This is a genomic window from Pseudomonas sp. NFIX28 (assembly GCF_900107395.1).
Taxonomy (GTDB): Bacteria; Pseudomonadota; Gammaproteobacteria; order Pseudomonadales; family Pseudomonadaceae; genus Aquipseudomonas.
Window position 1 is genome coordinate 1 of sequence record NZ_FNPW01000031.1, and the last position, 19,106, is coordinate 19,106.

At 63.8% G+C, this 19,106-nt stretch carries 22 protein-coding genes; 13 read left to right on the forward strand and 9 right to left on the reverse strand.

Annotated features, from left to right (window positions below; translation table 11 throughout):
- On the forward strand, window positions 1-504 hold a 504-nt coding region (locus BLV20_RS30370), incomplete at its 5' end, for a lipoyl synthase (protein WP_139192773.1).
- Between the two features lie 160 nt (window positions 505-664).
- The gene (locus BLV20_RS30375; RefSeq protein WP_092306046.1) at window positions 665-1,693 is read left to right on the forward strand and encodes a sterol desaturase family protein; all 1,029 of its coding nucleotides are present in this window, start codon (window positions 665-667) and stop codon (window positions 1,691-1,693) included.
- Between the two features lie 75 nt (window positions 1,694-1,768).
- Here BLV20_RS30375 and BLV20_RS30380 read toward each other — a convergent pair whose 3' ends face one another.
- From BLV20_RS30380 to BLV20_RS30390, 3 genes are all read right to left on the reverse strand, one after another.
- Window positions 1,769-2,161: a GFA family protein gene (locus tag BLV20_RS30380; RefSeq protein ID WP_092306047.1), complete on the reverse strand. Its 393-nt coding sequence runs from the start codon at window positions 2,159-2,161 to the stop codon at window positions 1,769-1,771.
- A 55-nt stretch (window positions 2,162-2,216) separates the two neighbouring features.
- Window positions 2,217-3,962 (reverse strand): SulP family inorganic anion transporter, encoded by a 1,746-nt coding sequence (locus BLV20_RS30385; RefSeq protein WP_092306048.1) that lies wholly within the window; start codon window positions 3,960-3,962, stop codon window positions 2,217-2,219.
- 315 nt (window positions 3,963-4,277) lie between these two features.
- Complete coding sequence (locus BLV20_RS30390; protein ID WP_092306064.1) at window positions 4,278-4,760, reverse strand: cupin domain-containing protein; 483 nt, start codon at window positions 4,758-4,760, stop codon at window positions 4,278-4,280.
- Between the two features lie 296 nt (window positions 4,761-5,056).
- Between BLV20_RS30390 and BLV20_RS30395 the strand changes: the two genes are divergently transcribed.
- Both BLV20_RS30395 and BLV20_RS30400 read left to right on the forward strand, forming a co-directional pair.
- Window positions 5,057-7,195: a TonB-dependent receptor family protein gene (locus tag BLV20_RS30395; RefSeq protein ID WP_092306049.1), complete on the forward strand. Its 2,139-nt coding sequence runs from the start codon at window positions 5,057-5,059 to the stop codon at window positions 7,193-7,195.
- Window positions 7,196-7,483: 288 nt separating this feature from the next.
- Window positions 7,484-8,710, forward strand: a complete 1,227-nt coding sequence (locus BLV20_RS30400; RefSeq protein ID WP_092306050.1) for an MFS transporter — start codon at window positions 7,484-7,486, stop codon at window positions 8,708-8,710.
- A 49-nt stretch (window positions 8,711-8,759) separates the two neighbouring features.
- Here the strand turns inward: BLV20_RS30400 and BLV20_RS30405 are convergent, their stop codons facing one another.
- Together BLV20_RS30405 and BLV20_RS30410 are read right to left on the reverse strand one after the other, a co-directional pair.
- The gene (locus BLV20_RS30405) at window positions 8,760-8,918 is read right to left on the reverse strand and encodes a DUF2986 domain-containing protein (RefSeq protein ID WP_092306051.1); all 159 of its coding nucleotides are present in this window, start codon (window positions 8,916-8,918) and stop codon (window positions 8,760-8,762) included.
- 78 nt (window positions 8,919-8,996) lie between these two features.
- Window positions 8,997-9,674: a tRNA (adenine(22)-N(1))-methyltransferase gene (locus tag BLV20_RS30410; protein ID WP_092306052.1), complete on the reverse strand. Its 678-nt coding sequence runs from the start codon at window positions 9,672-9,674 to the stop codon at window positions 8,997-8,999.
- A gap of 375 nt (window positions 9,675-10,049) precedes the next feature.
- Between BLV20_RS30410 and BLV20_RS30415 the strand changes: the two genes are divergently transcribed.
- Window positions 10,050-11,102 (forward strand): alpha/beta fold hydrolase, encoded by a 1,053-nt coding sequence (locus BLV20_RS30415; protein ID WP_092306053.1) that lies wholly within the window; start codon window positions 10,050-10,052, stop codon window positions 11,100-11,102.
- Between the two features lie 80 nt (window positions 11,103-11,182).
- On the opposite strand, the gene BLV20_RS30420 is transcribed toward BLV20_RS30415, so the two are convergent.
- Together BLV20_RS30420 and BLV20_RS30430 are read right to left on the reverse strand one after the other, a co-directional pair.
- Window positions 11,183-11,635 (reverse strand): hypothetical protein, encoded by a 453-nt coding sequence (locus BLV20_RS30420; RefSeq protein WP_092306054.1) that lies wholly within the window; start codon window positions 11,633-11,635, stop codon window positions 11,183-11,185.
- A gap of 346 nt (window positions 11,636-11,981) precedes the next feature.
- A complete protein-coding gene (locus BLV20_RS30430; protein WP_037036066.1) occupies window positions 11,982-12,434 on the reverse strand; it encodes an Lrp/AsnC family transcriptional regulator in 453 nt (150 codons plus the stop codon).
- Window positions 12,435-12,615: 181 nt separating this feature from the next.
- Between BLV20_RS30430 and BLV20_RS30435 the strand changes: the two genes are divergently transcribed.
- Together BLV20_RS30435 and BLV20_RS30440 are read left to right on the forward strand one after the other, a co-directional pair.
- Window positions 12,616-13,233 (forward strand): LysE family translocator, encoded by a 618-nt coding sequence (locus tag BLV20_RS30435; protein ID WP_092306055.1) that lies wholly within the window; start codon window positions 12,616-12,618, stop codon window positions 13,231-13,233.
- 76 nt (window positions 13,234-13,309) lie between these two features.
- Window positions 13,310-13,795, forward strand: coding sequence for a MaoC family dehydratase (locus BLV20_RS30440; RefSeq protein ID WP_092306056.1), 486 nt, complete (start codon window positions 13,310-13,312; stop codon window positions 13,793-13,795).
- A gap of 54 nt (window positions 13,796-13,849) precedes the next feature.
- Here BLV20_RS30440 and BLV20_RS30445 read toward each other — a convergent pair whose 3' ends face one another.
- The gene (locus tag BLV20_RS30445; RefSeq protein WP_092306057.1) at window positions 13,850-14,194 is read right to left on the reverse strand and encodes a cupin domain-containing protein; all 345 of its coding nucleotides are present in this window, start codon (window positions 14,192-14,194) and stop codon (window positions 13,850-13,852) included.
- A gap of 243 nt (window positions 14,195-14,437) precedes the next feature.
- On the opposite strand from BLV20_RS30445, the gene BLV20_RS30450 reads away from it, so the two are divergent.
- A complete protein-coding gene (locus tag BLV20_RS30450) occupies window positions 14,438-14,974 on the forward strand; it encodes a P-loop NTPase family protein (RefSeq protein ID WP_092306058.1) in 537 nt (178 codons plus the stop codon).
- A gap of 189 nt (window positions 14,975-15,163) precedes the next feature.
- Here BLV20_RS30450 and BLV20_RS30455 read toward each other — a convergent pair whose 3' ends face one another.
- Entirely contained in the window at window positions 15,164-15,676 is a 513-nt protein-coding gene (locus BLV20_RS30455) for a hypothetical protein (protein WP_092306059.1), read from the reverse strand.
- Between the two features lie 175 nt (window positions 15,677-15,851).
- On the opposite strand from BLV20_RS30455, the gene BLV20_RS30460 reads away from it, so the two are divergent.
- The 5 genes from BLV20_RS30460 to BLV20_RS30480 all read left to right on the forward strand — a co-directional run.
- Entirely contained in the window at window positions 15,852-16,253 is a 402-nt protein-coding gene (locus BLV20_RS30460) for a GFA family protein (protein ID WP_092306060.1), read from the forward strand.
- Between the two features lie 154 nt (window positions 16,254-16,407).
- Window positions 16,408-16,707, forward strand: coding sequence for a DUF4189 domain-containing protein (locus BLV20_RS30465; protein ID WP_092306061.1), 300 nt, complete (start codon window positions 16,408-16,410; stop codon window positions 16,705-16,707).
- A 108-nt stretch (window positions 16,708-16,815) separates the two neighbouring features.
- The gene (locus BLV20_RS30470) at window positions 16,816-17,889 is read left to right on the forward strand and encodes an NAD(P)/FAD-dependent oxidoreductase (protein ID WP_092306062.1); all 1,074 of its coding nucleotides are present in this window, start codon (window positions 16,816-16,818) and stop codon (window positions 17,887-17,889) included.
- A 5-nt stretch (window positions 17,890-17,894) separates the two neighbouring features.
- Window positions 17,895-18,575 carry a phytanoyl-CoA dioxygenase family protein gene (locus tag BLV20_RS30475; RefSeq protein WP_092306063.1) on the forward strand — a complete coding sequence of 227 codons (681 nt, stop codon included), beginning with the start codon at window positions 17,895-17,897 and terminating at the stop codon, window positions 18,573-18,575.
- A 223-nt stretch (window positions 18,576-18,798) separates the two neighbouring features.
- Window positions 18,799-19,106 (forward strand): contractile injection system protein, VgrG/Pvc8 family (locus tag BLV20_RS30480; protein ID WP_256577924.1); only part of this gene is annotated, 308 nt, incomplete at its 3' end.

A 19,106-nucleotide genomic window follows, 5' to 3' on the forward strand; every position in this document is an offset into this window, starting at 1 on the left:
TCGCCGAACGTGCAGCTGGAAACCCTGGTCCCGGACTACCGTGGCCGCATGGACGTGGCGCTGGAAATTACCGCGGCCGAGCCGCCGGATGTGTTCAACCACAACCTGGAAACCGTGCCGCGCCTGTACAAGGCCGCGCGCCCGGGTTCGGACTACCAGTGGTCGCTGACCCTGCTGCAGAAGTTCAAGCAGCTGGTGCCGCACGTACCGACCAAGTCCGGCCTGATGCTGGGCCTGGGCGAGACCGACGACGAAGTCATCGAGGTCATGAAGCGCATGCGCGAGCACGACATCGACATGCTGACCCTCGGCCAGTACCTGCAGCCGTCCCGCAGCCACTTGCCGGTGCAGCGTTTCGTGCACCCGGATACCTTCGCCTGGTTCGCTGAGGAAGGTTACAAGATGGGCTTCAAGAACGTCGCTTCCGGCCCGTTGGTACGTTCCTCCTACCACGCCGAACAACAGGTCGAAGGCACCAAGAAACCCTGGGAAGGCCACGCGTAGCAGCGACTTGAAGGGGTGCCGTAAACACTCAACCCGACGCTTGGGCATCGCTACCCGAGCAAGGCATTCAGAAAACGACACGCCTGGCGGAAACACGCCAGGACCAAACCGAACTGATTTACAATGCCACTCTTTTTTCTGGCTGAGAGGCTGGCGATTCGTGGACGTCCTGTCGCTTGTCTACAAGCACCTGAACGAATGGGTGATCGCCCCTGTCAGCGCGCAGTTTCTCGGCATTTTCAACCTGAACGGCCGCCTCGGCGTGCTGTTCCTCTGCATTTCCTATGGCGTGGCTTATGGCCTGTTCCGCTTCAGAAAGCAGCGCGGCCTGAGCGATGCCGATTCGTTCTGGCAGTTCATTGGCGGCGGCCGGGTGCACCTGCATCGCTCGGCGCTGCTGGATTACCGCTACTACTTCGTGCGTGCCATCCTCAAGGTCGCGCTGGTGCTGCCCATCGTCCACCTGGTCGACCCTTATATCCTGCGCTCCGGGGATTACCTGGCGTTTTTCAGCAACCTGTGGGGGGCGCGCCCGCGCCTGGGGGAGAACCTCGCGCTGGCCTTGCTGTACGGGCTGGGGGTGTTCCTGATCAAGGACTTCATCCATTACTGGGGGCACCGGGCATTCCATTCGCGCTGGCTCTGGGCCTTTCACAAGGTCCACCATTCGGCGCCGGTGCTGGTGCCGGCGACGGCGAGCCGGGTGCATTTCGTGGAAAAGATCGTCGAGAAGCTCAGCGTCACCGCCGGCCTCGGCCTTTATGCCGGCTGCTTCTGGTACGCCTGCGGCGGCGAGATCGGCCGCTATACCCTGTTCGGCGTGACGTACCTGGTGTTCATTTTCAATAGCCTGGCGGCCAACCTGCGGCACAGCCACGTCTGGCTATCGTTCGGCCCGGTGCTCGAACATGTGTTGAACAGCCCGGCCCAGCACCAGATCCATCACAGCGACGCGCCCCGCCACTTCAACCGCAACTTCGGCACCAACCTGTCGCTCTGGGACTGGATGTTCGGCACGCTCTACGTCACCTCCTCGACCCCCGAGCCCCTGCGCTTCGGCACCGGGGAGCAGGACCGGCAACGTTACCTGACGGTCTACAGCCTGATCGTCACGCCCTTCGTCGACACCGCGCGCAAGCTCCAGGCGAAACGCCCGCCCCGGGTCACGCCGCAAACGCCCTATTCATAAGCCGGGCAAACAGCACAGCCGCCGCAAGAGCAAAACCGCCGGCGGCTGGCGGGGATGGCTCGGCAATAACGGCGTCTATTCCTCGAAACGGCTCGAGGCATCCCGGTCGCGCTCGTAGTGCCTGAGCCATGGCAACGCCGGCAACCAGGATTCGCGACGCACCGTCCAGCTTTCGTAGGTCGGTTTCAGCTGGTCGGGGGCGTCCAGGGAGCCCAGGTTGACCTCGATTTCGTCGGCGGTGCGGGCAAACACCGACGAGCCACAACGCGGGCAGAAATGCCGCCCGGCGTAGTCGCGGGTTTCGCCCTCGATGGTCACCACGTCCTCGGGGAATATCGCCGAGGCATGAAACAGCGCCCCATGGTGCTTGCGACAGTCCAGGCAGTGACACAGGCCAACCCGGTAAGGCCGCCCCGACGCCACGAGCCGCACATTGCCGCACAGGCAACCGCCAGTGAATCGATCCACCCTGCACCTCCTTTTGAATCAAGCCTTGGTGGTAGCCAGCCCGGGCCGCGTCCAGTCATGGCGCCGGCTTGGCGGACGCCTGCGGGATGCCGGCCCGGGGCTGCTCTTTCTGTGCCTCGCGCTGCAACTGATTGCGCCAGATCCGATAAGCGCGGATGCCGGCGCGTACCGAGGGGAACAGCAACCCCTGCTCCAGCTCGCGTGCCAGGCCCGAACGCACCAGCATCCGCAGGAATGCCCCGTGCGGCCGGGCAATGCCCAAAACGATGCCGCGCGCCAGCAGGGTGTCGCGCAGCTCGCGGAGGGCCACGATGCCGCTGACATCGATCGAGGTCACGGCCTCGGCGACCAACAGCACCGCGCGGGGCTCGGGCTCGCGCTCGACCGCTTCGAGCAGGCGCGCCTTGAAGTAATCGGCATTGAAAAACAGGATCGCGTCATCGAAGCGATACACCACCAGCCCCGCCAGCGTGCGCGCCTCGGGGTATTGGCTGATATCGACCTGGCCTTCGATCCCGCGCACCCAGCCCAGCACCGCATCGGTGGGCTGATAGATGCTTTTGAGCAGCCGCAGGATCGCCAGCATCACCGCGATGATGATGCCCGGCAGCACTCCTACGCCGATCACGCCCAGGGTGGTCAGCACACACAGCCAGAATTCGAAACGGCTGAGCTTGTAGATGACCCGCATCGCCTGGATGTCGATCAGCCCCCAGCCGGCCATCAACAGCACCGCCCCCAGCGCCGCCTGGGGAATCCAGGCCATGGGCGCGGTGAAGAACATCAGGATCAGGGCAATCACCAGGGCGGCGATAATCCCCACCAGCTGGCTCTTGCCGCCCACCATGTTGTTGACCGCCGTGCGCGAATCGGCGCCGCTGATGGCGAAACCGCTGGAGGCCCCGGCAGCGATATTCGACACGCCCAGCGCCAGGAACTCATGGTTGGCGTTGACCGTGTAACCGTTCTTGGCGGCGAAACTGCGGGCCGTCAGCATCGCACTGCAAAAACTCACCGTGGCGATCGCCAGCGCGTCGCGCAGCAGCTGTTTCAGCTCGCCGAGGTTGGTCTCGGGCCAGCTCAACTGCGGCATGCCCGACGGTATCGGGCCCAGCACGGACACCCCGTGGCTGTCCAGGCGCAGCAGCCCGGCGCACAGGGTGGCGATGGCCACCGTCACCAGCGCCGCAGGCAGCCTTTCGAAACGCCGCGGCAGCCAGATCAGCAGCGCCAGGGCGCCCACCCCGATGGCCAGGGTCGGCCAATGGGTTTCGCCCAGCCGTTGCAGCATGTTCAGCAGGCTGAAGATGAAGCCGTCGCCTTCGATCCGATAGCCCAGCACCTTGCCCAATTGCCCGACCAGCAGGCTCAGGCCGATGCCGTTCAGGTAGCCGATGAGGATCGGGCGCGAGAAGAAACTGGCAATGAACCCCGCCCGGGCGATGCCGGCGCCGATCAGCATCAGCCCCACCAGCACCGTGACGATCACCGCCAATTGCACCAGGCGCTCGGGATCGCCCATCGCCAGGGGGGCGATCGCGCCGGCGACCATGGCGCAGGTGGCCGCATCCGGCCCGACCATCAGTTGCCGCGAGCTGCCCACCAACGCATAGACCATCATCGGCAGGACGCAGGCGTACAAGCCGTACTGGGGCGGTAGCCCGACAATCTGGGCGTAGGCGATGGCAATCGGGATCTGCACGGCGGCCACCGACAACCCGGCCTGCAGGTCGTACCTGAACCATTCGCGGCGGTATTGCAGGAGGTTGGCCAAGCCTGGCAGCCAGCGGGCAAGCAGCATGGAGGCACCTTTGTTCGAGGATTTTGACGAAGGATGATGGCGGGCGCGAAACCGCGCGCCCTGAATCAGAGATAAGCAGAGTCGGTTTTCTTTGCATGCTTTTCAACAAAATAACCGCGGGGCCATCGCTCCGGGCTGGGTAGGCGCCGCCAGCCCTCCCCCGGCGACAGCGCAGCCAGCGGCCTGGCGGCCGTGCCTTGGCGCAATCCGGGCGGGGTATTGGCCAGCCGGTTTAGCCCAGGCCCGGGCTGACAACCAGCTGGCCACCAGGTTTACGCGGCCGGGCCCGATGGCTTCGCTGCCTGGGCCTGCGCGTTACTTTTTGCTGTTCCTGGGGTCGTCCGCCGGGTTCAGGTAGGTAATCCCCCAAGGGCCCGTGCCATGCAGCTGGAGCACGGTTTCCTGTTTTTGAGTGGCGGCGTACATCGGCGTACCCACGGGGATGATCAGCGTGTCGCCCGGGTGATAGGCCTTGGCCTTGGCCTCATCGAAGGTGTCGCCGGTGGCGAAGTAGAAAACTCCCGACATCACCGTGACCCGCTCCGTCACGGGGTGGGTATGCACGCCGATTTTCGTCTCGGGCGGCAACTTCAGGCGCAGGGTGAAGGGCTCCGCGGCTTTCAGGTCCCCCTCGATCACCGAAATCATCACGCCGGGCCCGACCGAAGGCGCGGCGGTCCATTTCAGTTCGGAGGGGGTGGCGGTAATCAGGTCCGTGCCCGCGGCCAGCGTGGCAGGTGCCAGCAAGGCCGAACCGAGCAAGGCCAGGGAGACAGCGAGTGCTTTGTGGGTGCCCATCATGATGTCCTCGTGCTTAAGGGCTGTGAGTCACAGCAGCGGCCGGCAGGCGTCGCAGAGGTACAGCGGCGGCGCGATCGGGCCATCTATCGTGACGATAGCCGAACGCCAATGCGCCGATATATCCATTGTGAACAGCGTTATAGCGCCGGGGCATGGCCGCTGGCGGCGGACTGTGCGCGCTGTTCGGGCGGGCAAAATTGCCATGTGTTTCCTTCGTCCTTTCCTGCGTCGCAGTTTCTTACCGCACCTCTTACCGCCCCGCTTACCCGTTCCTGTCTGCCTGGAGTTCCTCGATGCCCTCGCCCAAATCCCTGCCCACCGCGCTGTTGGGCCTGGCCCTTGTCTGTCCGGCCATGGCCAAGGGCCTGCAGGCGGGCCCGGGCCTGGAACTGGGGCAAGTGCTGATCGGCGCCGAAGACCGCAGCGATGAAGACGCCTCGATCGAGGAGGCCGAGGCGCGGCTGGCCCAGGTGCCCGGCGGCGGCAATGTGGTGGACCTGCGCCGCCCGCTGCAGGGCCGCGTGGCCAGCAACCAGGATGTGCTGGCCTACCAGCCGGGGGTCTATGCCCAGTCGGCAGGCAACGAGGGAGTGAAGATCTCGATCCGCGGTTCGGGGATCAACCGCGCCCCGGGCGCCCATGCCTCGGGGCTGTACGCGATGCTCGACGGCCTGCCGCTGAGCGGCCCGGGCGGCACGCCTTATGAGCTGCTCGAGCCGCTGTGGCTCGAACGGGTGGAAGTGCTGCGCGGCGCCAACGGTTTCGACCGCGGCGCCCTGGCCCTGGGCGGTGCCATCGACTACATCAGCCACACCGGCTACGACGCCGCCAAGTTGCAGGTGCGCTACGCCACGGGCAGCCACGGTTACCAGCAGCGCCAGGTCAGCTCCGGGCAGGTGCTGGGCGACTTCGACTATTACCTGTCCATGACCGACGCCCATGCCGATGGCTACCAGGACCACAGCGCCAGCCAGAGCCAGGGCGTGATCGCCAACTTCGGCTATCGCTTCAACCCGAACCTGGAAACGCGCTTCTATATTCGCCATCGCCAGACCGACAACGACCTCGCCGGACGGGTTACCAAGCATTCCATCGAACACGACCCACGGGCGGCCAACCCGGCCTACGTGAAGCGCGACGACCGCCGTGACCAGCCGGGCAGCACTTTTATCGGCAACAAGACCACCTGGTACCTCGATGACGATTCGAGCATCCAGACCGGCCTGGTCTACCACGACTACCCCATGGACCTGCGCGAAGGCCCCAACCGCCTGAAGGTGGCCTACACCGACGTCAGCGGCACCTTCGACTACAAGCGCCGCGACACCCTCTGGGGCCTGGAAAGCCACAGCACCCTGGGTCTGCGGGTGACCAAGCACCTGCCCAACTCAGGGGCCAGCGAATTGGTGCGCATCCCCGGCGGCAACACCGCCGGCTACGCGCCGGGCACCCACATGCGCAACTTCACCTACCAGGGTTCGGACAGCGTGCTGCATGTCGGCAACGACCTGGAGATTGCCGACGACCTGTGGCTGACCACCGGCCTGGCCGCCATCTACACCCGCCGCGAAAGCGCCGTGACCTACCCCGACGGCGGTGGCAAGACCAGCCTCGGCGACTGGGACTACGCCCCGCGCCTGGGCCTGCGCTACCAGCTGAGCCCCGGCCTGCAACTGTTCGGCAACCTCAGCCGCTCGGTCGAGGCGCCGCACCCCTGGTCGCTGATTTACAGCTCCAACATTCGCTTCCCGGCCGGCAGCGGCGCGGCCACCGGCACCCAGCGCGACCCGATCAAGCTGCAAAACCAGACCGCCACCACCCTGGAACTCGGCGGCCGCGGCGACAGCGCGCTCGGCCAGTGGAGCCTGGCCTGGTACTACGCCCAGGTGCGCCACGAACTGCTTTCGGTACTGCCCGACGCCAACGCCACCACGCCCTACGAGCTCAATGCCAGCCCCACCGTGCACCAGGGCGTGGAAGCCAGCCTGCAAAGCAAGCTGTGGTCGCGGGACGACGGCGGCCAGCTGAGCCTGCGCCAGAGCTATACCTTCAGCGATTTCCACTACCGCGACGACGAACGCTTCGGCGACAACCGCCTGCCCGGCCTGCCGATGCACTATTACCAGGGCGAACTGCGCTATGACTGGCCCCTGGGCTTCTTCGCCGCGCTCAACACGCAACTGGTGTCCAAGGTGGCGGTGGACTACGCCAACAGCTATTACGCCGATCCCTACGCGCTGTTCGGCGCCACCCTGGGCTACAACACGCCCAAGGGCGACTGGCAGGCCTGGCTAGACATGCGCAACCTGACCGACAAGCACTACGCCGCCACCGTCACCCCGGGCTACGACGACAAAGGCCTGGACGCCGCGCGATCGACGCCGGGCGAAGGCATGGCGATGTATGTCGGGGTGTCGTGGAGTTTGCGCTGAGGCGCTCGAAGGTCGAATCCGGGCGGTTTCCGCCCTATCCCCAGGCGCGTTCAGGACGTCGCGCCCACCCATATTGATCAGACCAATGTGATAGGGATGACCGTTACCGAATGGGCCGCGGCCGGCCAACAGCCGGTACTCTGCCCAGAGCGTTCAATCGATCGCATTGATGATTATTATCGAGAGGCTCGCCTGTCGGCCTGGCAAAACCGACTCCTATAATCGCCTCGAATTTTTCCCCGCTCCCCCCGTCTGCCTCAGGCGACATCCCCCCTGGAACCCAGCACCATGCCAAGCGCAAGCCAGGCCCCTCACGGCCTCCTCGAACATAGTCAACAGAGTGTCAAACAACAGTGGCTGGCGATTCTCTCGGTCGCCGTGGGTGCCTTCGCCCTGGTGACCAGTGAGTTTCTTCCGGTGGGCGTGCTCAACGATGTCGCCAGTGACCTGGGCATCACCGCAGGCCACGCCGGCCTGATGGTTACTCTGCCCGGCATCATGGCCGCCCTCGCCGCCCCCTTGCTGTCTGTGGGCATCGGTGCGCTGGACCGTCGCTATCTGCTTATCGGCCTGACGCTGATCATGATCATCGCCAACTCGGTCGTGGCCTACGCCAGCGACTTCAACCTGCTGCTGTTCGGGCGCGTGCTGCTGGGGGTCAGCATCGGCGGTTTCTGGGCTACCGCCATTGCCCTTAGCGGCCGCCTGGCCCCCAAAGGAGTGGGCGTAGCCCAGGCCACCTCGATCATCATGGTCGGAGTGACCTTGGCCACCGTGCTGGGCGTGCCCGTAGGCACCTGGCTGAGTGGCCTGATGGGTTGGCGCATGACTTTCCTGGTCACTGCGCTGTTGGGTGTACCGGTGCTGCTGGCGCAGATCTTCCTGCTTCCGCGGCTCACCCCGGACAAGGCCATTCGCATCAGTGACCTGCCGGCCTTGTTCATCAACCCACAAGCTCGTGTCGGACTGATCGCAGTGTTGCTGATCGGCCTGGCGCACTTTGCCGCGTACACCTATGTCGCCCCCTTCTTCAAACAGAGTGCCGGCTTCGATGGGCCGACTATTGGCTCATTTCTGCTGCTGTATGGCGTGGCCGGGGTCGTGGGGAATATTTTCGCCGGTTTCGCCGCCAACCGGAGCGTGCGTCACACCCTGTTGCTGGTCGCACTGATGATCGGCACCAGCACTGCCCTGTTCCCCTACTTCGCCACCGGCATGACTGGCGCTGCGATGTTGATCGCGCTCTGGGGCTTCGCCTTCGGCGCCTTCCCGGCCTGCGCCAGTATCTGGATGTTTGTCGTAGCGCCCAAGGATGTCGAACGCGGCATGCCACTATTCGTCGCCTTGTTCCAGGTGATTATTGCGTTGGGCTCGTTCTTCGGCGGGCGGATCGTCGACCAACTGGGCAGCTCGGTGCTGTTGAGCCTGGCCACGGTCCTGGTGGGCTGCGGTTTTGTCACGGTACTGGTGCTGGGACGCAACGTCAGTAATAGCCTGGCGGCCCAACCCTGCTGATGTAAATAGCCGAGCCTTGTAGAAGCAATGACCGCTCAAGCGCCATGGATCAGCTCTCGGAGGAAACCACGGACTCGGGGCTGGACTCGGCTTCCAGCTTCAGTCGGTCGGCCTTGCTGATGTATTTGGGCTTGCGCGGTGCCAGCTTGGCACTGGCCTTTTTCGCGTGAGCCTTCAACAGCTGATTGATTTTCTTACGACGGTTCATGGTCTTCTACTCGGTTTGTGAATGCTTGAATGATAGGGGATTCAAAGCGCCCCCTCTTGTACAAACCCTGGACCGGACTCAAGCCAGCAATTCGCTGATCCATTGGGCCTGCCGGGCGATGTCCTGCGCCTTCTCCTCGGGCACGGCCTGGGCCAGGGTCTTCTGCTTGAGATGCAGCATGCGCTGCCACTTGGCCAGGAAGGCCGGGCTGCGGGCCTGCAGCTGCAAGGGGCCGAAGTACAGCTCCTCAGGGGTGTAGGTCACCGGCCCGGTGCGCTCGGCGACGATGATTTCGTAGTAAAAGCGGTTTTCCCGCAGCACTTCCTCGCCGAGGATGCGGTAGCCGTTTTCCATCAGCCATTGGCGCAGCGGCTGCTCGCCGCCGTTGGGCTGCAGGACCAGGCGTTCCCGGCCGCTCAGGCGCGCCTTGCCGCTGTCGAGGATGTCGCGGATGGTCTCGCCGCCCATGCCGCAAATGCTGATCGCCGTGATCCCGTCTTCCGGCTCGATCGCCGCCAGGCCGTCGGCCAGGCGCACGGTGATGGCCGAGCCAAGGGCGTTTTCGCGCACGCTGCGCTGGGCGGCGTGAAATGGCGTCAACGCCACCTCGCCAGCCACCGCCGCGGCAATCAGGCCACGGCGCAACAACGCCACCGGCAGGTAGCCGTGATCCGAGCCGATATCGGCCAGGCGCGCACCCACTGGCACATGCGCCGCCACACGCTCCAGGCGCATGGACAATGTCTGTTGGTTCAACTGCTGCCCCTTTTCACCACGAACCTCCGGCGCCTTTGGCCGGATCGGGGCGCGATTCTGTCGGGCAACGCCGGGTATTTCAAATTTATGCGACCGCGACCTCGGCTCGCCCAGCCCTGCCGCTCGCGTATCGCCCCCCACCAAGCCGGGACCTGAGCCGCTCCCGCCTCGAGCTTTGCGCAGCCCGGGAGGCGCCAAGGGGCGCGGCAGCCCTTCTGCCCCCCTTTTGTATCGCCGTGTATCTACCTGACCTGCCGGTACATGAGCTTGCATCCGCCCCGGGGTTCGGACACAGGCCAGATACGTCGCTACCTTCAAATGACCCCCAGGTTGAAGGGGATCCCGCCCCGGCTTGCAATCAATGGAGAGACCAGCATGAAGATGACATTGCGTACCCACGGAACCGGCAAAATCGGCGCGTCGATTCTCGCCCTCGCCCTGTTCGGCGTCCTCGGCACGGCCCAGGCGCAGACGAGCACGGCGGCGCAGCCAGCGGCAAGCAGCGCCGGCACTACTTATGCGGCGCCCTCGCCCTTCGGCCCGCTGAAACACGTCAAGGCCGGGCTGCTGGACGTGGCGTATGCCGAAACAGGCCCCGCCGATGGCCCGGTGGTGATTCTGCTGCACGGCTGGCCCTACGACATTCACAGCTATGACGAGGTCGCGCCGCTGCTGGCCGCCGAGGGTTATCGGGTGCTGATGCCCTATGCCCGCGGTTATGGCGATACCCGTTTCCTGTCCGAGAAAACCCTGCGCAATGGCCAGCCGGCCGCGCTGGCCAGCGATGTCATCGACTTCATGGATGCGCTGCAGATCAAGCAAGCGGTGCTCGGCGGCTATGACTGGGGCGCGCGCTCGGCGGACATTGTCTCGGCGCTGTGGCCGGAGCGGGTCAAGGCGCTGGTGTCGGTCAGCGGCTACCTGATCGGCAACCAGGCGGCCGGGCAGAACCCGCTGCCGCCCAAGGCCGAATTGCAGTGGTGGTACCAGTTCTACTTCGCCACCGATCGCGGTCGCGCCGGCTATGCGAAAAACACCCACGACTTCGCCAAGCTGATCTGGCAACTGGCGTCGCCGCAATGGAAGTTCGACGACAGCACCTTCGAGCGCAGCGCCAAGGCCCTGGACAACCCCGACCATGTCGACATCACGGTGTTCAACTACCGCTGGCGCCTGGGGCTGGTCCAGGGCGAGAGCCGCTACGCCGCGCTGGAGCAGAAACTGGCCACGGCCCCCGCGATCAGCGTGCCGACCATCACCCTGGAAGGCGATGCCAACGGCGCGCCGCACCCCAACCCCGCGGACTACGCCAAGCGCTTCACCGGCAAATACCAGTTCCGCCTGATCAGCGGCGGCATCGGCCACAACCTGCCGCAGGAAGACCCGCGGGCGTTCGCCCAGGCGGTGATCGATGCGGATCGTCTTTGAACTCGAGCTGGAAAACCGGGGCATGCCCCGCACAGAAACACCGGCGCCAGGAAGCTTCCTTCCTGGCAGCGGTGCGGCGGTCAAACCGAGAAGATCATGCAGCCGATCGCGCCGGACTCGTGGTAGATGGCATGGGCGTTGTTCTCCACGGTAAAGCCGTGCAACGAGCGTTTGGCCACGTCGCTGTAGGCCAGCGACACCACCCAGCGGGCATCGACCGGCTCGGTGTATTTGGCAATTTTCGCGATGTCCTTGCGGGTTTCCGCCAACAGCTTGTTGCCGGCGTTGGTGGCGCTTTCGACTTTCACTTCGATGGCATAGGTCTCCAGGTCATGGCGAGCCAGCACGTCGAGGTGCAAGGCCTGGTTCGGCGGCGGGTACGGCACTTCGCGCGCGACTCCCAGATGGGCCGCGCGCAGCAGCATGAGAAACTCGACCTGGAACCAGACCTCCCAGGCCGCGCCCGTGCTGATGGCGGCCTCGATGCGCGAGTGGTCGCTCAAAATCAAATGGCTGAGTTCGACGTTGTTCATGGTGCGTTCCTTCTGCTGGATGGTAGACAGAGGAACGAACCGACAGCGCCGCTGTGAACGCCGAGGGCGAATCTGGATCGACGGCATAAACCGCCAGGCGGAAAATCCCGGATGGGCGGGATATCGGCAGCCCGCATCAAGCCAGGATCAGCCCACGAAAAAAACGCTACAAGGACCGCTTGAACACCCCGTCTCTTCCAGCATCTCCCGCCAGTGCCCCTTCCTTGTGCAGGAAGCGGAACAGCAGGACCTTTCGCGAAGGGTTGATGCCCCGCAATCTTGCCGATTTTCGTTCACGCATCGGCATCTCCCTGAAGTGTTGTTCTGATGTATGCGTCGACGCGTCTCACAGCGGCAGCGAGCGGTCCTGAATCACCCGTTTCATCACCAGGGTCGAGGTCAGGCGCTGGACGTTGGGAAGCTTGGACAGGCGGTCATCGTAAAGCTGCTGGAAGGCCGGCAGGTCGCGGGTGATGACGTGCAGCAGGTAATCCGGCTCGCCAAACAGCCGTTGCGCCTCGACGACCTGCGGGATCGGCAGCAGCGCCGCTTCGAAGGCGGCCACCGCCTGGTGATCGCCCTCGCGCAGCGTGGCAAAGACCATCGCCGAAAACGTCAGGCCCAGGGCGCTGGGCGACAACTGGGCGCGATAGCCCTGGATCACCCCCGACTCCTCCAGTGCCCGCACGCGACGATGGCATGGCGACAGGCTGAGGCCGACCCGCTCCGCCAGCTCGGTCACCGACAAACGCCCGTCCGCCTGCAGCTCGGCAAGAATCTTCTGATCAACTCTGTCCATATGGAAGGATCTACCCCAAAGCCTTATTCGGACTGGAATAATAGAGAAAATATTCTCACCGCACTCCATTAATCTTTCCGCAAACCTGATCTTTGCGAGAAAGAAGCATGCCCTCCCCGATTAAAACCACCGTCGACAGCCCAGAAACGGCATTCGCCCAGCAGCACAAGGCAAGACGGCCATGAGCCTGAGTATTTTCGCGACGTTCTGGGCGGTGTCGTTTCTATTTGTGATCACCCCCGGGGCGGATTGGGCCTACGCGATATCGGCCGGCCTGTTCGGGCGGGTGGTGATACCCGCGGTGGCCGGCCTGTTGATCGGGCATCTGCTGGCGACGCTGATAGTGGCCGCCGGGGTCGGCGGGCTGATCGCCAGCAATCCCCTGGCCCTCTTGCTGCTGACCCTTGGCGGGGCTGGCTATCTGCTCTGGCTGGGGATCAATATGCTGCGCAACCCGTCCGTGCCCCGCGCCGGGGAGGCCCAGCCTTCCGCGTCCTGGGCTCGCTGGACCCTCAAGGGCGCCTGCGTCAGCGGCCTCAACCCCAAGGTGTTCCTGCTGTTCCTGGCCTTGCTGCCACAATTCACCGACCCGCTGGCCGCCTGGCCGGTGCCGCTGCAAATCGTCGCGCTGGGGCTACTGCATGCCTTCAGCTGCGCGGTGATCTACCTGCTGGTGGGCTTTGCTTCCCGCGCCGTGTTGCAGACGCGCCCGGTGGCCGCGCAAGCGGTCAGCCGACTCTCGGGGGCGCTGATGATCATCATCGCCGTGCTGCTGTTCGTCGAGCAGATCCTGCGCTGAACCGGTACGTTCCACGGGTATCCAAAAGGCCCGAATACCGCACTCCCCCAAATACGCAAAAGGACCAGAAACCGCAATGAAAAGCTTCCGACAGCGTGCCGCCGAAGGGCTTCAGGCAGGCGATCGCTTCACCCTCTCCCGCTGTTTTTCAGAGGCGGATATCCAGGGCTTCGCCACGCTGTCCCGCGACTACAACCCGGTGCATTTCGATGCCGAGTTCGCCGCGGCCCGGCGCTTCAGGGCACCGGTTTCCCATGGCCTGCTGACCGCCAGCCTGCTCACCGAAATCGGCGGACAGATCGGCTGGCTGGCCTCGGCCATGAGCTTCCAGTTCAAGCAGCCGGTATATGCCGGCGACACCATCACTTGCCACTGGGTCATCCAGGCGCTGGACGAACAAGGCCGGGCTACGGCAGCCATCAGCATGACCAACGAAGACGGCATCATCGTCCTGGAAGGCCAGACCAGCGGCCTGGTGCCAGGGCCGAAGGAGCGGGAAATCCTGATGCGCATGCTGGCCGAGGGCGACCCGACCAATGGCGCGGCGGGTGCGGGGGAATGATGGGCGTTGGGCGAACCGCGCGCCTGGCTCGCCCGTATCGATGTGCAGCCCGGCTTACTCTTGCCAGACTATATCGACCGAGATCTCCCGCGCCGGAATCGGCCCTCTGTTCTCAAGCCAGTGCGTGGTGTCCCGGTCCTCGGGCCACCCTACTCCCGGGCCATAGTCCGTGTCGCCGCCATCGCGATGGTCAGTGATGGTGCCTTCCAGTATGTAGACGACCCCCGGCCGGTCTTTATGGTTGTGGATCGGCCCGAATACGCCTCCAGGATCGATGGTCACCAGGCGCATTCTGAGTTGGCGCCCGGCCATGCCCTCGATTTCGGGACCCAGGTCAATGGTTGCCAGTACCTGCACGGCAACCCCTTTGGTTTCCGGTGCCACCTGTTCATTGCTCATGCTGCTCTCCTCCCTGTACCTACAGGACCTGATTAGCAGTAGACACCCCTGAAAGACGAGCGCTGCCAACAGGCGACAAAGGGTCGGAAGCAGGCGATCAGCGGAAACACGGATGGAACGGCATACCGCTCTCGGCTTCGGGCTTCATAATTTCATTCCGGTGCGGTGGCTTCTGCTATCGGCCTTTGATTAGCGATGCAAAACCTGCACAATCGCCGGCTTTTTTCGCAACAGGAAGCGCCCATGCAACGGATTGTCATTCTGGGTAATGCCGGGAGCGGGAAATCCACCCTCGCCCGTGCCCTCGGCAAACGCCGGAACCTGCCCGTGGTCCACCTGGACACGCTGTTCTGGGAGCCTGGCTGGGTCGAACCCGACGCTGAGCAGTTCCGCGAACGGGTCCGCGCGGCAGTCGCACCGGCTGCCTGGGTGTGTGAAGGCAACTATGCCCGGCGCACCTTCGACCTTCGCCTGCCCCGCGCCGACCTGATCATCTGGCTCGATACGCCGCGACTCACCTGTTTCACCCGGGTGATCATACGCAGCCTCCTGAACCGTCCCCGGCCTGACTTGGCCATGGGCTGCACAGAAAAGCTCAACCGGGCGTTCCTGACCTTCCTGCGTTTCGTCTGGACTTTCGATCGCGGCTACCGCCCGGGTATCGAAGCGGTGCGCCTGGCCATAGGCCCGCAGATTCCCACGCTGCACTTGCGCGGCCCCCGGCAGATTGCCGCGTTCCTCGATAGCTTGCCGGCGAGGCCTGAAGCCTGCCTTGATTGAATGCAGGGCGGCCATCCCGACATAACATTCACTTTGAGCTATCAACCCAAAGCGAAGTAGCGGTATCCCGATAGCAGACGTTGAGAAAGGCTGTCGACTCGACAGTGGCAAACGCGTCCGTGCCTGTGCCGGACGCTCTGTTTTCGCCAGACATTGAAGGCGGTGATTCCGCCTTTTCAGGCGAGCCGCCTAGAGGGGGCAGTATGTTCGTAGCCTGGCTAGCTCTTGCGCTAATGCACACAACTCTTTATTGAACGCGGCCAACTCCGTAAGGCTGTATTCAAAGCATTTCTGCGTGCCGCAGGGATGTCCAATGACATTGACGATCTTGTGACGGCGTGCCTCGACGCCCCACCGACCGTGGACCATCTGGTTGCGCCGCCCCCGAGCGGCATGCACATGCTTAATCCAGTGTTCATAGTCAGCACGGTGTTTGGAGCCGGCCGGTAACTTCTCCGCGACTCGGGCCGATAGCGTTTTGAGTTTCGTATAGATGCTCTGCCCTTTGATCAAATTCGATAAGGTTTTCAATTTTGTGCCGTTATCCAACGACGCCAAACAGAGCCCTAAATTCAGATCGATGTTCGAGAACGCGAAGAGCATCTGTCCGAGCAACGATGCTGCCTCAGCTTGCATTGCCTCTTGACGTGCCATCAGTTGTCCAACCGTTTCGAGCGGATCAGGCGTTGAATTAGGTTCCATGGCTTTCTCCTATTCGTAGACTGGGTAATCCAGAGTTCAGCACATCATTCCGTAGGTCTGCTCCTGGCCGACAGCCAACGCTAACAAGCAGCAGTAATCCACCAATAACAGCTGTTCGACATCCCCGATACCGACTGCTTAAATGGGCGCCCTTCCGTTCAAGGTGCGCCCTTAAATGACCGACACCTTCCAGGGCAGCTGCCTGTGCGGCGCCGTCGAGTACCAGCTCTCGTCGCGCCCCAAAGCGCTTTCCCACTGCCATTGCAGCCAGTGCCGCAAAAGCCATGGGGCGGCATTCGCCAGCTATGGCAGTGTGTTGCGCAGCGACCTGCGCATCGTTCAGGGTGCCGAGAGCCTCCAGTCCTATCGATCGTCCGAATCGGTGCTGCGCCAGTTTTGCGGCCAGTGCGGTTCGTCGCTGTTCTGGTCCAGGGACCGGGGCGAACACGCCGACTGGATCTCGATCGCCCTGGGCAGCCTGGATACGCCCTTCACCGCGGAAAAACAGAAACATATTCAGGTGGCGTTCAAGGCTTCGTGGTACGAAATCCAGGATCATTGGCCGCAACACCCCTGATCGCAACGAGGCAACAACGGATGACCACCGACGCAGGGCTCACCCCGCTGCATCCAGTCCGCCCAACGGTTCCCAGGCCGGGCGCGATACCCCCTACGCTCAATAGAGCACCGCGACACAAACGCCTCTACCGCCTGGATACAGGGGAACCGGGATGACCAGAACAACAGCCTGCCACTATGCGTCTTGGATCCTGTTTTCCCTGCTGGCCATCAACCTGGCGCTGATCGCGGGATGTTCAAGCAAAGCCGCCAAGTATCGTTATTCGACCGCCAGCATCGGCTCGAACTGTTATGCCAAAGCACTGCCCACTTCCGGCGAGGGCGGCCTGGCCTGGGGCTCCACCTTGAGCATGGCGCGCCAGAAATCCCTGAATAACTGCATCCGTTATGCCGGTCGCTCCGGCGGCACGCCCGGCACCTGCAAAGTGGTGTTGGCGGAGTGCAAAAAATAGCGGTGCGCAAGAAATAACCCAGAGCCAGCGAAGCAGGCCGCTCGGTGCTCAGGGTATTCGTTCACCCGGATGCCCTACCCTCATCAGGTCGACAACATGGAGGTTGATATGGGGAGCGCGGTAAACAAACGCGTCATGGTCATTGGCGCGGGCATAGTGGGCGCGTCCCTGGCCTATCACCTGGCGGGCAGAGGCGCGCAGGTCATTCTGCTGGAGGCTGAAGACATAGCGTCCGGGGTGACGGGACGCTCATTCGCCTGGATCAACACCACCCACGACGGGCCCGACCCCATCGCGTCATTGCGCGGTGCGGCGATCCAGGAATACCGCCGGCTCGAAACCGAGCTGCCTGGCCTGAAGGTGCGCTGGACTGGCGCCCTGTCCTACGGCGCAAGCCCAGGGGAAGCGCAGCAAGCCTCAGGCAATCCGACTTCGGCAAACTTGGTGTCGCGCTCGCAGATCCTCGACCTCGAGCCAAACCTCAAGCATCCCCCGCAGCAGGCCATGTACGCCGCTGAAGAAGGCGCGCTGGACGCCGTGCAAGCCACCTATGCCTTGATCGCCGGTGCCCAGGCTCATGGCGCCCAGGTGCTCACCCAGACGCGGGTGCTCGGCTTTACCACTCAGGGTACGCGGGTGACGGGCGTCGAAACCGCAAGGGGCCGTATCGAGGCCGACGTTGTCGTGCTGGCCGCCGGGACGGGCATCAAGCAGTTGACCGAGCTGCTGAACCTGCCCCTGCCAATAGCGGCCTCCCCAGCCATATTGATCCGCTACGCCTCACAACCCGAGCTCGTGCGCACCCTTATCTCCAGCCCGGAAATGGAAGTGCGGCAAGGCCCGGACGGCACGCTGCTGGCGGCGGAAGACTACCTGGACGACGCGTTGGAAAACCAGCCAGCCGCGATAGCGCTGCGCACCGCCCAGGCCATCCGGAACGAACTCCACGGCGTTGCGTCCATCGAGCTGGAATCGGCCTGTGTCGGGCTCAGGCCCATGCCGGTCGATGGCACGCCTATCGTCGGCTATCTGCCGGATATCGGCGGCGTATACGTTTGCTCGATGCACCCTGGCGTCACGCTGGCGGCGATAGTCGGCCGTCTGGCCAGCGAGGAGATTATCGACGGCCAGGACGCTCCCGCCCTTGCTCCCTGCCGCCCCAAGCGATTCTTCCAGGCGTAGGGACCATGACCGACCGCGAGCAACTCCATCGACAGGGTTACGTAATGCTGCGCCAAGCGATCCCGGCCGAGTGGCTGGGGGGCTTGCGCGCCACGTTCGACGCGGGCGTGATGCCGTCGAGCCAATGGCCTGTGCCCCGTGGCATGGACTGGCGCCATTCGCTGCTGGACGCGGATTCGACGGTTCAGGCGGTGTGTCGCCTGCCGCAGGTGCTGGCCGCGGTAGGCGAGTTGATCGGGGAGCGTTTCTTTCTCTCCCAGGTGGAGGGCCGTGAACCCCTTGCCGGTGGCGGTCACCAGCAGCTGCACCGCGACTTGTCGGCCCAACGGCCAGGCGACATCGCCAACGCCCTGGCTTTTTTCGACGACTATGGCCCCGAGAACGGCGCCACCCGCATTGTTCCCGGCAGCCATCGCCCCAGGCCGGGAGAGCCGCCACTGGACTTCACCGACGAGTCGCGGTCGGTGCAGCTTTCAGGCTCCGCCGGGGACATCCTGGTGTTCGATGTCGACCTGGTGCACGCAGGCAGCCTGAACCCGAGCGGCGCACGCCGGCGCTCGCTGCTGATCAGCTATTTCTCCGAGTGCCTCTACGTATCGCACCTGGAAACCCTGGGCCTGCGCAATATCCGGATGGACACCACCGAGCGTTTCGATCCGGCGGACTTTGCTTTCGATCGGGTCTAGTTCGCTCGCTGCAACACCTATAAACACTCTGCCATCAGTCATCGGCGAAAGTCCGCCTACAATCCAGAACGGGTTGTGTGTCGATGCCTCTCGACGCGGTAGTTTCCCCCCCAGCGAAACTGTCCCGACTCAGCCCCGCGAGCAGCGCCTCAGGCACCGTATGGAAACCCGATGACGCCTGCATTTCCCAGGTTGTGCTTGTTCAATGGACGGAATCAAAAGCATGCTGGACGCTAACGCTACCCATATTTCCCTGACGATCGAAGGCGCCTCGGTCGACCTTCAGGTCCTCAGTTTCGTTGGCCGCGAAGCCCTCAACCAGCCCTTCTGCTTCGATATCGAACTGGTCAGCGCGCGTCCCGACCTCAAGCTCGAGGAACTGCTGCACAAGCCGGCCAGCCTGACCTTTGGCGCGACCGGCAAAGGCCTGATCCACGGCCTGGTGTACCGCATCGCCCAAGGCGATTCCGGGCGCAAGCTGACCCGCTACAGCATCAGCCTGACCCCGCAGCTCAACTACCTGCGCCACAA

What these genes read in the sequence shown, in the direction of transcription:
- BLV20_RS30420 (WP_092306054.1), bottom strand. Translation starts at nt 11,635, where the DNA reads ATGAACAACGTCGAACTCAGCCATTTGATTTTGAGCGACCACTCGCGC.
- BLV20_RS30430 (WP_037036066.1), bottom strand. Translation starts at nt 12,434, where the DNA reads ATGGACAGAGTTGATCAGAAGATTCTTGCCGAGCTGCAGGCGGACGGG.
- BLV20_RS30395 (WP_092306049.1), top strand. Translation starts at nt 5,057, where the DNA reads ATGCCCTCGCCCAAATCCCTGCCCACCGCGCTGTTGGGCCTGGCCCTT.
- BLV20_RS30440 (WP_092306056.1), top strand. Translation starts at nt 13,310, where the DNA reads ATGAAAAGCTTCCGACAGCGTGCCGCCGAAGGGCTTCAGGCAGGCGAT.
- BLV20_RS30475 (WP_092306063.1), top strand. Translation starts at nt 17,895, where the DNA reads ATGACCGACCGCGAGCAACTCCATCGACAGGGTTACGTAATGCTGCGC.
- BLV20_RS30385 (WP_092306048.1), bottom strand. Translation starts at nt 3,962, where the DNA reads ATGCTGCTTGCCCGCTGGCTGCCAGGCTTGGCCAACCTCCTGCAATAC.
- BLV20_RS30445 (WP_092306057.1), bottom strand. Translation starts at nt 14,194, where the DNA reads ATGAGCAATGAACAGGTGGCACCGGAAACCAAAGGGGTTGCCGTGCAG.
- BLV20_RS30400 (WP_092306050.1), top strand. Translation starts at nt 7,484, where the DNA reads ATGCCAAGCGCAAGCCAGGCCCCTCACGGCCTCCTCGAACATAGTCAA.
- BLV20_RS30455 (WP_092306059.1), bottom strand. Translation starts at nt 15,676, where the DNA reads ATGGAACCTAATTCAACGCCTGATCCGCTCGAAACGGTTGGACAACTG.
- BLV20_RS30435 (WP_092306055.1), top strand. Translation starts at nt 12,616, where the DNA reads ATGAGCCTGAGTATTTTCGCGACGTTCTGGGCGGTGTCGTTTCTATTT.
- BLV20_RS30405 (WP_092306051.1), bottom strand. Translation starts at nt 8,918, where the DNA reads ATGAACCGTCGTAAGAAAATCAATCAGCTGTTGAAGGCTCACGCGAAA.
- BLV20_RS30460 (WP_092306060.1), top strand. Translation starts at nt 15,852, where the DNA reads ATGACCGACACCTTCCAGGGCAGCTGCCTGTGCGGCGCCGTCGAGTAC.
- BLV20_RS30470 (WP_092306062.1), top strand. Translation starts at nt 16,816, where the DNA reads ATGGGGAGCGCGGTAAACAAACGCGTCATGGTCATTGGCGCGGGCATA.
- BLV20_RS30415 (WP_092306053.1), top strand. Translation starts at nt 10,050, where the DNA reads ATGAAGATGACATTGCGTACCCACGGAACCGGCAAAATCGGCGCGTCG.
- BLV20_RS30465 (WP_092306061.1), top strand. Translation starts at nt 16,408, where the DNA reads ATGACCAGAACAACAGCCTGCCACTATGCGTCTTGGATCCTGTTTTCC.
- BLV20_RS30450 (WP_092306058.1), top strand. Translation starts at nt 14,438, where the DNA reads ATGCAACGGATTGTCATTCTGGGTAATGCCGGGAGCGGGAAATCCACC.
- BLV20_RS30390 (WP_092306064.1), bottom strand. Translation starts at nt 4,760, where the DNA reads ATGGGCACCCACAAAGCACTCGCTGTCTCCCTGGCCTTGCTCGGTTCG.